The organism is Mycobacterium sp., assembly GCF_040509115.1.
Lineage (GTDB): Bacteria > Actinomycetota > Actinomycetes > Mycobacteriales > Mycobacteriaceae > Mycobacterium.
In genome coordinates, this window is record NZ_JBEVLO010000087.1 from 1 (window position 1) to 14,264 (window position 14,264).

The 14,264-nt window shown below is 67.0% G+C and carries 14 protein-coding genes; 10 read left to right on the plus strand and 4 right to left on the minus strand.

What is annotated here, in order from left to right:
- Positions 1–103 precede the first annotated feature (103 nt).
- The 8 genes from ABW137_RS07395 to ABW137_RS07430 all read left to right on the plus strand — a co-directional run bounded on the left by ABW137_RS07395 (position 104) and on the right by ABW137_RS07430 (position 6,609).
- On the plus strand, positions 104–1,504 hold the full coding sequence (locus ABW137_RS07395) for an MFS transporter (RefSeq protein WP_526398422.1): 1,401 nt from the start codon (positions 104–106) through the stop codon (positions 1,502–1,504).
- A complete protein-coding gene (locus ABW137_RS07400; protein WP_526398424.1) occupies positions 1,501–2,310 on the plus strand; it encodes an N-acyl homoserine lactonase family protein in 810 nt (269 codons plus the stop codon). The genes ABW137_RS07395 and ABW137_RS07400 overlap by 4 nt, the downstream gene beginning before the upstream one ends.
- On the plus strand, positions 2,307–3,170 hold the full coding sequence (locus ABW137_RS07405) for an SDR family NAD(P)-dependent oxidoreductase (RefSeq protein ID WP_526398426.1): 864 nt from the start codon (positions 2,307–2,309) through the stop codon (positions 3,168–3,170). Before ABW137_RS07400 ends, ABW137_RS07405 begins: the two co-directional genes overlap by 4 nt.
- Complete coding sequence (locus ABW137_RS07410; protein WP_526398428.1) at positions 3,167–4,081, plus strand: NAD(P)-dependent oxidoreductase; 915 nt, start codon at positions 3,167–3,169, stop codon at positions 4,079–4,081. The genes ABW137_RS07405 and ABW137_RS07410 overlap by 4 nt, the downstream gene beginning before the upstream one ends.
- On the plus strand, positions 4,078–4,482 hold the full coding sequence (locus ABW137_RS07415; RefSeq protein ID WP_526398430.1) for a cupin domain-containing protein: 405 nt from the start codon (positions 4,078–4,080) through the stop codon (positions 4,480–4,482). Before ABW137_RS07410 ends, ABW137_RS07415 begins: the two co-directional genes overlap by 4 nt.
- Complete coding sequence (locus ABW137_RS07420) at positions 4,479–4,877, plus strand: carboxymuconolactone decarboxylase family protein (RefSeq protein WP_526398432.1); 399 nt, start codon at positions 4,479–4,481, stop codon at positions 4,875–4,877. Before ABW137_RS07415 ends, ABW137_RS07420 begins: the two co-directional genes overlap by 4 nt.
- Complete coding sequence (locus tag ABW137_RS07425; protein WP_526398434.1) at positions 4,870–5,769, plus strand: NAD(P)-dependent oxidoreductase; 900 nt, start codon at positions 4,870–4,872, stop codon at positions 5,767–5,769. Before ABW137_RS07420 ends, ABW137_RS07425 begins: the two co-directional genes overlap by 8 nt.
- A 63-nt stretch (positions 5,770–5,832) precedes the next feature.
- Entirely contained in the window at positions 5,833–6,609 is a 777-nt protein-coding gene (locus tag ABW137_RS07430; protein WP_526398436.1) for a carboxymuconolactone decarboxylase family protein, read from the plus strand.
- Positions 6,610–6,631: 22 nt separating this feature from the next.
- On the opposite strand, the gene ABW137_RS07435 is transcribed toward ABW137_RS07430, so the two are convergent.
- The 4 genes from ABW137_RS07435 to hglS form a co-directional block, all read right to left on the minus strand.
- Positions 6,632–7,435 (minus strand): SDR family NAD(P)-dependent oxidoreductase, encoded by an 804-nt coding sequence (locus ABW137_RS07435; protein ID WP_526398437.1) that lies wholly within the window; start codon positions 7,433–7,435, stop codon positions 6,632–6,634.
- A gap of 26 nt (positions 7,436–7,461) precedes the next feature.
- Positions 7,462–9,423, minus strand: a complete 1,962-nt coding sequence (gene htpG / locus ABW137_RS07440) for a molecular chaperone HtpG (protein ID WP_526398439.1) — start codon at positions 9,421–9,423, stop codon at positions 7,462–7,464.
- A 61-nt stretch (positions 9,424–9,484) separates the two neighbouring features.
- The gene (amaB, locus tag ABW137_RS07445) at positions 9,485–11,023 is read right to left on the minus strand and encodes an L-piperidine-6-carboxylate dehydrogenase (RefSeq protein WP_526398441.1); all 1,539 of its coding nucleotides are present in this window, start codon (positions 11,021–11,023) and stop codon (positions 9,485–9,487) included.
- Positions 11,020–12,291 carry a 2-oxoadipate dioxygenase/decarboxylase gene (gene hglS, locus ABW137_RS07450; RefSeq protein WP_526398443.1) on the minus strand — a complete coding sequence of 424 codons (1,272 nt, stop codon included), beginning with the start codon at positions 12,289–12,291 and terminating at the stop codon, positions 11,020–11,022. Before hglS ends, amaB begins: the two co-directional genes overlap by 4 nt.
- A gap of 39 nt (positions 12,292–12,330) precedes the next feature.
- Here hglS and ABW137_RS07455 point away from each other — a divergent pair, with 39 nt between their 5' ends.
- On the plus strand, positions 12,331–12,792 hold the full coding sequence (locus ABW137_RS07455; protein WP_526398445.1) for an Lrp/AsnC family transcriptional regulator: 462 nt from the start codon (positions 12,331–12,333) through the stop codon (positions 12,790–12,792).
- A gap of 52 nt (positions 12,793–12,844) precedes the next feature.
- Complete coding sequence (lat, locus tag ABW137_RS07460) at positions 12,845–14,224, plus strand: L-lysine 6-transaminase (RefSeq protein WP_526398447.1); 1,380 nt, start codon at positions 12,845–12,847, stop codon at positions 14,222–14,224.
- The last annotated feature ends 40 nt before the right edge of the window (positions 14,225–14,264 follow it).

The window sequence follows — 14,264 nt, forward strand, 5'->3', positions numbered from 1 at the left end:
GATTGAATGACTGTCATACAATCCTGTTGTACGTTGGAACCACTGCCGCTCATCGACGGAGATACAGCACAGGAGGTCGACCGTGGACACGAATGCGACTGACATGAATGCGACTGGCACGAATGCTGCTGGGGCACAGCCGAGTCGGGCCCGAATCGCCGTCGCCGTCGGCATCGGAAACTTCATGGAGTGGTTCGACTTCGCCGTATACGGGTTCTTCGCGGCGATCATCGGACAACTCTTCTTCCCGCCAGACACCTCGCCGTTCGTCGCGCTGCTGTCATCGCTCGCGGTCTTCGCAGTCGGGTTCGTGATGCGCCCGTTGGGCGGCTTCGTGCTCGGCCCCATCGGCGACAAGTACGGCCGGCGGGTTCAGCTCGCCGTCTCGGTGGTGGCAATGGGCGCCGCAACGACGTTGATCGGCGTGCTCCCCGACTTTGCGACCATCGGCATAGCCGCGCCCTGTCTACTCGTCCTCCTGCGATGTGTACAGGGCTTGTCGGCGGGGGGCGAGTGGACGGGCTCTGCGGCGTTCCTCGTCGAATCAACCCCCACCAATCGTCGCGGGATCTTCGCGAGCGTCGTGTCGGGCACTGCCGCGCTTGCGACCATCGTCGGTAGTCTCTTCGCTCTGCTACTCAACTCCGTGCTCGCCGAGGAGCAGATCCTGAGCTGGGGCTGGCGGGTGCCCTTCCTCATGGCGGCGCCGCTGGCACTGGTCGGCCTCTACATCCGGTCGCGGCTGTCCGAGACCCCGGTGTTCGAGAAGGTCAAGCGCGAGCAGTCCGCCCAGGCCCCTGATCGGCTCGCGGTGTTTCGTGGCTTTCGGCGCAACGTCAAGCCCATCCTCCTCACCCTCGCGATCGCCGCAGTTCAAGGTCTCGGCTTCTACTACCTCGCGACATACGTTGTGAACTATCTGATTTCGACGGTGAAGCTCGATCGCGGCACCGCGCTCGGCCTCGCCGCGATCGGTCTGACCGTCTACATGGTCCTCTGCCCGGTGGCTGGCGCGCTCTCCGATCGCTTCGGCCGCCGCAGACTCAACATCATCGGCACGATCGGGTACGTCGTGCTGCCCTTCCCCGTCTTCTTGATGATGTCGGGCGGTCAGGGTGTCGCCGTCGTCGCGGGGATCTGCATCCTGAGCCTCGCCCAGTGTCTGGTCAGCGTGACGACCGTCGTCATGCTCGTCGAACTGTTTCCCGCCTCGACCCGTGCCTCGAGCAGCGCCCTGGGGTTCAACTTCGCGCTGGCCTTCATCGCCGGACCCGGTCCGTTCATCGGCGCCTGGATTGCCGGAGCCACGGGAAGTGCGGTTGCCCCCGCCGGGTACCTGGTGCTCGTCGCGGCGCTCGCGCTGGTGGTCATCGTCAAGTGGCTGCCCGAGACGGCAGGACGGGACATCGCCAGCGAACGACATGCCGACGAGCACCATGCTGGTGAGGCAGGCACTGCGGACGTGCCGCCCATCGCGTTCGGATCGAAGGGAACCGCTCAATGAGCTCCGATACCTATCGGGTCACCATCGTCAAGTACGGAGAGCGTTCGACCCGCAAGTCGGACGTCTACCTCAACCACCACATCTACGGTCAGGACGACGGTCCGATCGGGATGGACTACTTCTTCTGGGTGCTGCAGAACGCCGACCGCACGATCGTCGTCGACACCGGCTTCTCCAGGCACGGCGGTGAGGTGCGCAACCGTACCTTCGGCATCGACCCTGCCCGCGCCTATGCGGCGCTCGGCGTGGACCCCGACGCCGCACCGGACGTCGTCGTGACGCATGCGCACTACGACCACATCGGCAATCTCGGCATCTTCCCGAAGTCCACACTCGTCATCGCTCAGCGGGAGGTCGAATTCTGGACCGGACCGCTCGGCGGCCGCAAGCAATTCCACTACTCGGTCGAAGACGACGACATCGCCGCACTCGTCGCAGCCGCCGAGCAGGGCCGCGTACGTACGTACACGGGCTCACTCGAGCTGGCGCCGGGTGTCACCTTGCATGAAATCGGTGGCCACACACCGGGACTCAGCATCGTGTTCGTCTCGACCGACGAGGGAACCGTGCTCCTTGCGTCGGACGCTATGCACTACTACGAGGAGCTCGACGCCGACATGCCCTTCGCCTTCGTCGCCGATCTGCCCGCGATGTATCAGGGCTTCGACACGATCAACGAGCTGGTCTCGTCGGGTCGGGTCACCCATCTGGTGTCGGGTCACGACCCCGCCACCCTGTCGCGATTCACCCCCGTCACCGAAGGTGAACTAGCGGGGATCGCCGCCACGATCGGATCGCTGGCGTGAGCGCACCCAAGGTCACGCCGGGTCGATTCGCCGGTCGCGTGGCCGTCGTCACGGGGGCCGCATCAGGTCTCGGTCGTGCGTCGGCGGAGCGGCTGGCCGACGACGGTGCGAACGTCGTTGCGGTCGACGTCAACGGCGACGCCGTCGACGCGCTCGCGGCCGCATTGCCGACCGAGTCCATTGGCGTGCGTGCGGACATCTCCGAGGAGGAGGGCGTCGACGCCTACGTGACCGCAGGCGTCCAGAAGTTCGGCCGCATCGATCTGCACCATCTGAATGCCGGCATCTTCGGCAGCTTTGCGGAGCTCCCCGATCTGGCGCTGGACGACTTCGAGCGCGTGATGGCGGTCAACGTCCGCGGCCAGTTCCTAGGGCTGAGGGCCGCTTTCCGGCTGTATCGGCAGCAGAACACCCGCGGATCGATTGCCGTCACCGCTTCCATTGCGGGACACACTGGTTCGGCCGATCTGCTCCCGTATCAAACCTCGAAACACGCAGTGGTCGGGCTCGTCCACGCGGCGGCCGTCTACGGCGGCCCGCTCGGCATCCGCGTCAACGGTGTCGCCCCAGGCATCGTGCCGACCGAGCTGTTCGCCGCGGCCGCCTCGACCTCGGGTGGCAAGAACGACATGGAACAGCGCGCCTCCACGACGCCGTTGCGGCGAGCGGGCAAGGCCGCGGAGATCGCCGGGGTCGTCTCGTTCGTGCTCAGCGACGATGCGACGTACATGACGGGGGAGATCATCGCGGTCGACGGCGGCGCCTCGATCGTCAACACGGTGCGGCCATCCGGCGGCGCCGGAGCATGGGATGCGGGCGCCGTCGACGACGCCCTCTATTCGAAGGAGTGGGGTCGATGACGGCACGGATACCGAAAATCGGGTTCATCGGGCTCGGCAACATGGGCGGTCGCATGACGGGATGCATCGTGCGGGCCGGGGTCGAGGTACTCGGCTTCGACAGCCGCGCGGGTGCCGCCGAGGAAGTCGGCGCCACCGCCGCACCCACCGCGGCCGCCGTGGTGGCGGGCTGCGACGTGGTATTGATGTCCCTGCCCGACAGCAAGGTCGTCGAGACCGTCGTGTACTCCGATCCCGCCTTCCTCGAGGCGGTGCGGCCCGGGCAGGTGATCGTCGACCTATCGACGTCCGCACCAGACTCGACCCGGCGCATCGCGGCGGACGTCGCCGCGCGCAGCGCAACCTATCTCGACGCGGGCATCTCCGGTGGCGCAGCGGCGGCCGAGAAGGGGACCCTGACCCTCATGGTCGGCGGTGACGTCGCCGCGACCGAGATCGCGCGGCCCGCGCTGGAGCTGTTCGCGGAGAAGATCTTTCACTGCGGGGGCAGCGGTGCGGGCCATACGGTGAAGCTCCTGAACAACTTCCTCAACGCCGTAACCCTCTCGGCGACAGCCGAAGTCATGGTCGCGGCGAAGAAGGCGGACCTCGACCTCAAGACCGTGCTCGACGTCATCAACGCCAGTTCGGGGGTGAGCTTCGCAAGCACCAACCGCTTCCCGAAGATCATCGAGGGCGACTACCTCAAGGGCGGGCTCACCAACACCCTGATGCTCAAGGACGTGTCGCTGTACCTCGACCTGGTGGCACGGCTCGGCGTCGCCAGCCTCAACGCGCCGGGACCGGTAGCCGCCTTCGGTCTCGCCCGCCAACTCGGCTATGCCGACGAAATCAGCAACACCGTCGTCGATGCGATCGGCGACATCTCGGGAGGAATCCGCCTGCACGACCCGAATGGAGACGTTGCGTGATCATCACACCAGCTCGAGCGCAGGCCGGGGTCGCAGGCAAGCCGGGCTCGCAGTTCACCGGCGCCGCCTATCCGTACCTCACCATGCCTGCCACCGACGGCATCACCATCAACACCGTCGACTTCACGCCGGGGGCCCGCACCCATTGGCACTCGCACGAACGGGGCCAGATCCTTCAAGTGCTGGCAGGCCGCGGCCTCATCCAGTCGGCGGGCGAGCCCGTGCACGTGCTGCGGGCAGGCGACACCGTGTGGGTGCCTGCGGGCGAACGGCACTGGCACGGCGCGGCGCCGGACAGCTTCATGGTGCACACCGCGATCTCGTTGGGCGTCACTGCCTGGGAGGTCCCGGTCACCGACGAGGAGTACGCAGCACCCACCACCGAGGAGAACCCGACATGACGACAGACGGCACGCACGACGAGAGCTTCCAACGCGGTATCGCGATCCGCAAGGAAGTGCTCGGCGACGCGCACGTGCAGAAGTCCCTCGACGCGGTGACCGAATTCTCCCGGCCCATCCAGGAATTCGTGTCCGAGTACTGCTGGGGTGAGGTCTGGTCGCGCGACGGCATCGATCGGCAGACACGCTCGATGTTGAACCTCGCCATGCTCACCTCTCTCAACCGCATGCACGAGCTCGGCGTGCACGTGCGAGGAGCGATCAACAACGGCGTCACGCCCGCGCAGATCCAGGAGGTGCTCATCCAGGCAGCCGTCTACGTGGGTGTGCCTGCGGCACTCGAGTCCTTCCGCGTTGCGGAGCGGGTGTTGAACGAGATGGGTGTCGATGTCTGAATCCGCCACGGCGCCACTGACGATCGGGTTCATCGGGCTTGGCAAGATGGGCAGCCCCATGGCGCGTCTGCTCGTCGAGAGCGGCCACCGGGTGCTCGGGTTCGACCTCGCCACCGAGGCGCTGGACCATCTCGCCGAAGCCGGCGGCACCCCAGTGCAATCCGCCGGTGAAGCCGCGGTCGGCGACCTCGTCGTCCTGATGCTGCCCGACTCGAACGTCGTCAGCGCCGTACTGCACGACGCCGATGTCGCGGCCGCCTTGGCATCCGGCAGCGTCGTCGTCGACATGAGCTCTTCGGAGCCCGTGCGCACGCGAGAACTCGCCGAGGAACTGGCCCAGCGAGGCATCCACCTCATCGACGCCCCCGTCTCGGGTGGAGTCCGGGGAGCCGAGAGCGGAAAGCTGACGATCATGGTCGGCGGCGACGTCGAGATCGTCGATCGCGTGAAGCCAGTGCTCGAGTTGCTCGGCCGACCCGTCCGAGCGGGCGACGTCGGCGCGGGCCACGCCGTCAAGGCGCTCAACAATCTGATGTCCGCGACCCACCTCTGGGTGACGAGCGAGGCGATGATCGCCGGGCAGAGATTCGGACTGGACCCCGAGGTCATGCTGTCGGTATTCAACGGGTCGAGTGGGCGAAGCGGTTCCACCGAGAACAAGTGGCCCAACTTCATCTTGCCGGGAGGGTACGACTCCGGTTTCGGGCTGCGCCTGATGCTCAAGGACATGAAGATCGCCACCGCGCTCGCTCGCGCGGTCGACGTCGAACCCACCCTCGGCGACGAGGCCGTCGAGCTCTGGAGCCGTGCGGCCGACGAGCTGGAACCTACCGCCGACCACACCGAGGTCGCCCGGTGGATCGCCTCGGCCAACGAAGCAAGCAGTCACTGAAGCAAGCAGTCATTGAAGCAAGCAGTCACTGAAGCAATCACGAATACTCAAGGGAGAGTGAATATGTCATTGACGACGCGCCAGCAGCAGGTCAAGGACGACTTCGTCCGCATTCGCGGCACGTGGAGCGATCTCTGGGAGAGCATCTTGCTGCTCGACCCCGACTTCTTGGAGGCCTACACGGGCTTCTCATCCGTGCCGTGGCGCGATGGCCACAACCACCTCGACGACAAGACCAAGGAGTTCATGTTCATCGCGGTCGATGCCGCCGCGACGCACATGTATGCGCCTGGCGTGCGCCAGCACATCAAGGCGGCGTTCGCCGCGGGCGCCACCCCCGCGGAGATCATGGAGGTCATCGAGCTGACCTCGACGCTCGGCATCCACGCCATGAACATCGGGGTGCCGCTCCTCGTCCAGGTGCTCGTGGAGAAGGGCCTGCGCAGCGGCCCCACCCCCCTCGATGCCAACCAGGAGCGCATCAAGGCCGAGTTCACCGAGAACCGAGGGTACTGGCATCCCTTCTGGGACGAGATGCTCGAACTCGACCCCGACCTCTTCGAGACCTACACCGCCTTCTCCAGTGTGCCGTGGAAGTCGGGAACGTTGTCGCCGAAGGTCAAGGAGCTCGTGTACATCGCATTCGACACCGCAGCCACCCACCTCTACGTCCCGGGGCTCAAGCTGCACATCGAGAACGCGATCGGCTACGGCGCGACGGCGGGTGAGATTCTCGAGGTAATGGAGATCGCAAGCGTCATCGGCATTCACGCCGCCACGACCGCCGTGCCGATCCTGCTCGAGGAAGCCAGGGACGCCGGGCTCGAGCTGAATACGTGATCGGCTGTCGTCCGACCGCCCTTCAGCCGACCGTGCCCTGGTAGCGCCGCATTCCGGCGAGCCAGCGGTCGTAGTCGGCGCCCTTGTGCCGGTACATGTCGAGCACCACGGGGTGCGGCAGCACCAGGAACCGGCCGTCGCGGATGGCCTCGACGGTCAGCTCGGCGACCCGCTGCGGACCCACCACCTCGCCCGCATTGCGCACCGCCGCGCCGGCCATCCGCGCGGCGGGATCCGCCGAATCGGTGATGCCGTTCAGCAGGGGAGTGTCCACCCCCATCGGGCAGACGCACGACACGCCGATGCCCTTGTCGCCGTAGGTGATCGAGAGCCACTCGGCGAAGCCGACCGCCGCGTGCTTGGTCACCGCGTAACCGGCGGCGCCCACCTGCGTCAGTAGACCCGCCGCGGATGCGACGCCGACGAAGTGGCCTCGGCCGCGGGCGATCCAGTCGGGGACCAGCAGCGTCGCCGCCCGGACGTGCCCACGCAGGTTCACGTCGATGATGCGGTCCCAGTCGTCCTCGTCGCCGAGTCCAGGCGCGCCGATGATCCCGGCGTTGGCGACGAAGACGTCTACCGGACCGAATTGCACACGCGCCGAATCGATCAGCGAGGTGATGCCCTCGACGGTCGATGCGTCGGCCGTGATGCCAACGGCAGAACCTCCGGTGGCCCCGATCTCCGCGACGGTCGCGTCGGTGCCGGGCCCGTTCAGATCACCCGCGACGACAGATGCACCCGCGGCGGCCAAGGCGACAGCCAGCGAGCGGCCGATTCCCGAACCTGCGCCGGTGACGATTGCGACGGTGCCCTCGATGTGCATGCGGCCATTCTTACAGGGCGGCGGGGCTAAACCGTCCGCGCCAACCGGTCGGCCAGCAGTGCTGCGAACCGCGCCGGATCGTCGAGCGCACCACCCTCGGCGAGAAGTGCGGTCCCATACAGCAATTCGGCGGTCTCGGGAAGGCCTTCCCGTTCCGACGATTCGGCCAGGGCCTGACGCAGACCCGTGACCAGCGCATGATCGGGGTTGAGCTCGAGGATCCGCTTTCCGACGGGCACCTCCTGCCCCGACGCGCGATACATGCGGGCCAACTGCGGGGTGATGCCGAACGTGTCGGTGATCAGGCACGCCGGCGACGACGTCAGCCGCGTCGACAGCCGTACCTCCTTGACGTGTTCGTCCAGGGTCTCCTGCAACCAGGTCAACAGTTCGGCGAAGTCACCCTTGGCCGCGTCGTCGTCTCCGTCCTCGGAGGCGCCCAGGTCGACCTCGCCCTTGGCGACCGACTGCAGCGACTTGCCGTCGAACTCCGGCACCGACTCCACCCACACCTCGTCGACGGGGTCGGTCAGCAGCAGCACTTCGTAGCCCTTGGCCTTGAACGCCTCCAGGTGCGGTGAGCGCTCCAGGAGCTGCCGCGACTCGCCGGTCGCGTAGAAGATCTGGTCCTGGCCGTCCTTCATCCGCCCGACGTAGTCGGCCAGGGTCGTCGGGGCGGTGACATCCCCCGTCGCTCCGCTCGCCCCGGTCCCGCTGAACGTCGACGCGAACGACGACAACCCCAACACGGCGTCGCGGTTGTCGGCGTCGGAGAGCAACCCCTCCTTGAACACCCGGCCGAACTGTGTCCAGAAGGTCGCGTAGTCGTCCGGACGGTTGGCCTGTAGATCCTTGATCGCCGACAGCACCTTCTTGGTCAGGCTGCGTCGGATCACCTTGATCTGGCGGTCCTGCTGCAGGATCTCGCGAGACACGTTGAGCGACATGTCCTGGGCGTCGACGACACCCTTGACGAACCGCAGGTACTCGGGCATCAGTTCGTCGCAGTCGCCCATGATGAAGACGCGCTTGACGTACAGCTGGATGCCAGTGTGCCCGTCGCGGTTGAACAGGTCGAACGGCGCCATCGACGGGATGAACAGCAGCGCCTGGTACTCGAAGGTGCCCTCGGCCTTCATCGCGATGACCTCGAGCGGCTCGTCCCAGGCGTGGGCGACGTGCTTGTAGAACTCCTTGTACTCCTCGTCGGAGACCTCGCTCTTGGGCTTGGCCCACAGTGCGGTCCGGGAGTTCAGCGTCTCCGTCTCGACGGTGACGGTGGGCTCGCCGCCCTCCTCAGCCGCCGGAACGGTCTTCTCGACGTCCATCCGGATCGGCCAGGAAATGAAGTCGGAGTACTTCTTGACGAGCTCCCTGATCTTCCACGGCGCCGCGTAGTCGTGGAGGGCGTTCTCGGCGTCCGCGGGCTTGAGGTGCAGCTTCACCGACGTCCCCTGCGGGGCGTCGTCCACCGTCTCGATGGTGTAGGTGCCGTCACCGCTGGATTCCCAACGCGTCGCCGAGCTTTCGCCCGCCTTGCGGGTCAGGAGTTCGACCGTGTCGGCCACCATGAAAGTCGAGTAGAACCCGATGCCGAACTGACCGATGAGCTCTTCCGTGTCGCCGGCCTGGTTCGCCTCCCGCAGCCTTTGACGCAGCTCTCCGGTCCCGGACTTGGCGAGGGTGCCGATGAGGTCGACCACCTCGTCGCGCGTCATGCCGATGCCGTTGTCCCGGATGGTCAGCGTGCGGGTCGCTCCCTCCGACCCCGTCGCCCCGATCTCGACCTCGATGTGAAGGTCCGACGTGTCCACGTCGAGGTCCTTGTTGCGGAACGCTTCGAGGCGAAGCTTGTCCAGTGCGTCGGATGCGTTGGAGATCAGCTCCCGCAGGAACGAATCCTTGTTGGAGTAGATGGAGTGCACCATCAACTGCAACAGCTGGCGGGCTTCTGCCTGGAACTCTCTCTGTTCAACCTGCTCGCTCACGCCGCGAGTTTACGTTCGGCGGACAGTAGCGCAGCGACCCGGGGTTTGGGTCGGTGCGCTCCTAGCCGAAGTGCACGCCCTGCGCGAGCGGCAGCTCGGAGCTGTAGTTGACGGTGTTGGTGGCCCGCCGCATGTACGCCCGCCACGAATCCGACCCGGATTCGCGGCCGCCGCCGGTCTGCTTCTCGCCGCCGAACGCGCCGCCGATCTCCGCGCCCGAGGTGCCGATGTTGACGTTGGCGATGCCGCAGTCCGAGCCATCGGCCGCCATGAACCGCTCGGCCTCGCGCATGTCGGTGGTGAAGATGGCCGACGAAAGGCCCTGCGGCACGGCGTTGTTCAGATCGATGGCCTCGTCAAGGGTGTCGTAGCCGAGTACGTAGAGGATCGGTGCGAACGTCTCGTCGTGCACCACTGCCGTCTGCGACGGCATCCGGACCACGGCGGGCGTGACGTAGAACGAGCCCTCGCCAAGTTCGCGGCGTTCCCCGCCCACGACCTCGCCGCCATCGGCGCGTGCCTTCTCCAGGGCACCGACCATGTCGCGGTAGGAGCGCTCGTGGATCAGCGGGCCGATGAGGGTGCCATCGGCCGACGGATCTCCGATGGGCAGGCTGCGGTACGCCGACGTGATGCGCTCGACGAGAGAGTCGATCACCGAGTTGTGCGCGATCACCCGCCGCAGCGTCGTGCAGCGCTGACCGGCCGTCCCTGCGGCGGAGAACACGATGCCGCGGACGGCCAGGTCGAGGTCGGCGGACGGCGTCACGATCGCGGCGTTGTTGCCGCCGAGCTCCAGCAGCGACTTGCCGAAACGCTGAGCCACCCGCGGTCCGACCTGCTGACCCATGCGCACCGAGCCGGTCGCGCTGACCAGCGCGACCCGTGGATCGTCGACCAAGAGCTCGCCAATGTCCCTGCCGCCCTGAATGAGTCGGCTCACGTTGCGCGGCGCGCCGACGTCGTCAGCAGCGCGCTCGATCAGGGCCTGGCAGGCGATGGCGGTCAGTGGGGTCAACTCCGAGGGCTTCCAGACGACGGTGTCACCGCAGACCAGTGCGACCGCGGTGTTCCACGCCCAGACCGCAACGGGGAAGTTGAAGGCGGTGATGACGCCGACGACGCCGAGCGGATGCCACGTCTCCATCAGCCGGTGGCCCGGGCGCTCGGAGGCGATGGTCTTGCCATACAGCTGGCGGGACAGACCGACGGCGAACTGGCAGATGTCGATCATCTCCTGGACCTCGCCGAGTGCCTCGGAGGTGATCTTGCCCGCCTCGATGGTGACGAGGGTGCCCAGATCCGCTTTGTGTTCGACGAGCAGCTCGCCGAGCCGCGCGACGAGCGCGCCGCGAACCGGCGCGGGTGTCGTCCGCCACGTCGTAAATGCGTGCGCCGCTTCGGCGATGGCGTCCTCGGCCGCGCGGGTGGTGGTCTCGGTGACCGTGAACAGCACGTCGCCCGTGACGGGGGTGCTGGCCTGAAGGCCGCGGCCGCCTGGCTCGCCCAGCTCGATTGCCGAGCCGACGGCCTTCAATGCCGCACGGGCCCGGTCGCGGAGCTCGTCGGCGGTCGGGAGGACGGTCGGGTGGTTCGTCATGATGCTGCTTTCTCGTAGAGGTCGTACGGATCGTGCAGGTGGTGGCCGATGGCGCCCGCCATCCAGCCTTCGCTGTAATCGGTGTCGTCGCCCGCGTCGACCGCGGCGGCGTCCGAATCGAGATTGGACCGGAAGATGCCCGCGGCGGACGCCGGCAGGAAGTCTTCGTAGACAACGGGTTTGGTCGGGTCGCCGCCTCGGTAGTAGGCCAGCCCCTCGGCGGCCAGCTCCGCGTCGGTGCCGGGGAAGTGCCGAGCCCACGACTCAGCGGGATTCCCGTCACCCCCCGAGCCGCCGCGCTCCTGCCCCGGGACGTCGTTCATGGCGGCGTCGTAGCGCTCGCGGCCCTTGCGCGTCAGTGCGACGCCGCGAGCCTCCACCTCACCGAACCGCACCCGCAGCTTGCCCTCGGTGACGATCCCCTCGGAGTCGCGGAACCATCGGGGTTCGGACAACGCCCGGAATGACGTCTGACGCAGCAGCACGTCCGGCCCGTCCCAGCGCGGCGGGCCCTGGATGGTGCCGGTCATGACGATGCCCCTGGCGACCATGCGCCGGTACAGCTCGTCGATGTCGAGCACTCGCGGCGTCAGGTGGTTGACGTGGGTGGACGCCACTCCCGCGATGTCAGCGGCGACCGCCGACACCTGGGACAACTCGGTGTACCACCCTGCGTCGATCGGTTCGCGCGACAGGGCGAACGACGACACCGCCCGCGAGACGAAGTCGTCGGCGTCCGCCCGTCGGCAGCCACCGTCGGAGGCGATGACCCGCGCGCGGGCGATCAAGGCGGGATCGAACAGCTGACGCTCGGAGAGGAATCGCTCGACGCGCGGCCGGAGCTCGTCGTCGAAGAAGCGGGCGTCGGCGGTGGCCAGCATCGAGGTGAACACTCGGAACGGGTTGCGCGCCAGTTCGTCCTCGTCGATGGGGCGGAAGGCGGTCGACACGACGGGCACGGGCCACGCCGCGTCGCGCAGATCGTAGAAACCCACCGGGTACATGCCGAAGGCGGCGAACAGGTCGGCGACGTCGGCGAGTTCCCGCGCGTTGCCGACGCGGATCGCGCCGTGGCGCTCGGCGGTGACGCGGTCGAGTGACCCGAGCCGATCGACGTAGCTGCCCACGCCCGCGCAGTCCCGATTGACCTCGGTGCTGACGTCGACAAGCGTCGTGTAGGCGGGGACCTCGGTGCCGTACATCCGGGATAGTGCGGCCGCGAAGCGGGCCCGCAGGTCCGAGGCGCGGACCATCGTCGAGGGACTCATTGCGCTCTTCCGTAGATGGGGCTGCGATAGTCTCCGGCCATGGGTGAGGGTGCGGATGAGCTCGACGAGATCGACCGGATCCTGGTGCGGGAACTGGTCGCCGACGGGCGGGCGACGCTGGCGCAGCTGGCCGCGAGTGCGGGGTTGTCGGTGTCCGCGGTGCAATCCCGCGTGCGCAGGCTGGAGACCCGCGGAGTGGTGACGGGGTACCAGGCAAAGATCGATCCCGAGACAGTCGGGAACATGCTGTCGGCGTTCGTCTCCATCACTCCTCTCGATCCCTCGCAGCCCGATGATGCTCCAGCCCGACTCGAACACATCGAGGCCATCGTGTCGTGTCACTCGGTGGCCGGGGACGAGAGTTACGTCCTCCTGGTGCGGGTCCGGTCGGGGCGGGCGCTCGAGGACCTGCTGCAACAGATACGGACCACGGCTAACGTGCGCACCCGAAGCACGATCATCTTACAGACTTTTTACGAGGGTCGCGACTTCATACCGTAGAAAATCCTGCCTGACGGCGTGTGGGGCGTAAAATATCCGTTAGGATGACGGTATGACCGCTGTTCTGCCATCGCCTGCCCTGACCGCCACCACCCGGGTGAACCCCGACGACGTGCGTGACGTGCTGAGTCGAAGCATCCTCGCCGACGGGCTCGACTTCGTCCTCGACATCGACCGTTCGGCGGGTTCCTACCTCGTCGACGCCAGGACCGGCGACCACTACCTCGACATGTTCACGTTCTTCGCGTCCTCCGCACTCGGCATGAACCACCCCGCCCTCGCCGACGACGACGCGTTCCGCGCCGAACTCGCTGCCGCCGCGGTGAACAAGCCGAGCAACTCCGACGTCTACACCGTGCCGATGGCGCGCTTCGTCGAGGCGTTCGCCCGCGTGCTCGGCGACCCCGCCCTGCCGCACCTGTTCTTCGTCGACGGCGGCGCACTGGCCGTCGAGAACGCGCTCAAGGTCGCCTTCGACTGGAAGAGCCGCTTCAACGAAGCTCACGGCCTGGATCCCGAACTTGGCACCAAGGTGCTGCACCTGCGAGGCGCGTTCCACGGCCGCAGCGGATACACGCTGTCGCTAACCAACACCGATCCCAACAAGGTCGCGCGCTTCCCGAAGTTCGACTGGCCGCGGATCGACGCGCCGTACCTTCGCTCGGGCCTCGACGATGCCGCCATGGCCGAGTTGGAGGCCGAGTCCCTCCGGCAGGCCCGCGCCGCATTCGAGGCCAACCCGCACGACATCGCGTGCTTCCTCGCCGAGCCGATCCAGGGTGAGGGTGGCGATCGCCACTTCCGTCCCGAGTTCTTCGCCGCGATGCGGGAGCTGTGCGACGAGTTCGACGCACTGCTGATCTTCGACGAGGTGCAGACGGGCTGCGGCATGACGGGCACCGCTTGGGCCTTCCAGCAGCTGGGCGTGACGCCCGACGTCGTGGCGTTCGGCAAGAAGACTCAGGTATGCGGTGTGATGGCAGGCGGCCGTGCACGTGAGGCGCAGTTCAAGACCCGTGTCGACGAGGTGGCCGACAACGTCTTCGCCGTCAGCTCCCGCATCAACTCGACCTGGGGCGGCAACCTGACCGACATGGTCCGGTCGCGTCGCATCCTCGAGACCATCGAGTCCGAGAACCTGCTCGACAACGTCCGCGAGGTCGGCGAGCACCTGATGAGCCGGCTGAGGGAGCTGGCCGCCGAGTTCCCGGCACTGGTGATCGACCCGCGCGGTCGAGGGTTGATGTGTGCGTTCAGCATGCCGACGGCCGCCCAACGCGACGCGCTGGTGGTCGAGCTGTGGAATCGCCGCGTCATCATGCTCGCCAGCGGTCCGGACAGTGTCCGCTTCCGGCCGGCCCTCATCGTGTCACGCGACGAGATCGACGCCGCGATCGAAACCGTCCGAGCGGTGCTCACCGAGTTGGGCTGAGACCCTCGAAAGACGGCAGACACCTTCGAAAGACAGCAGG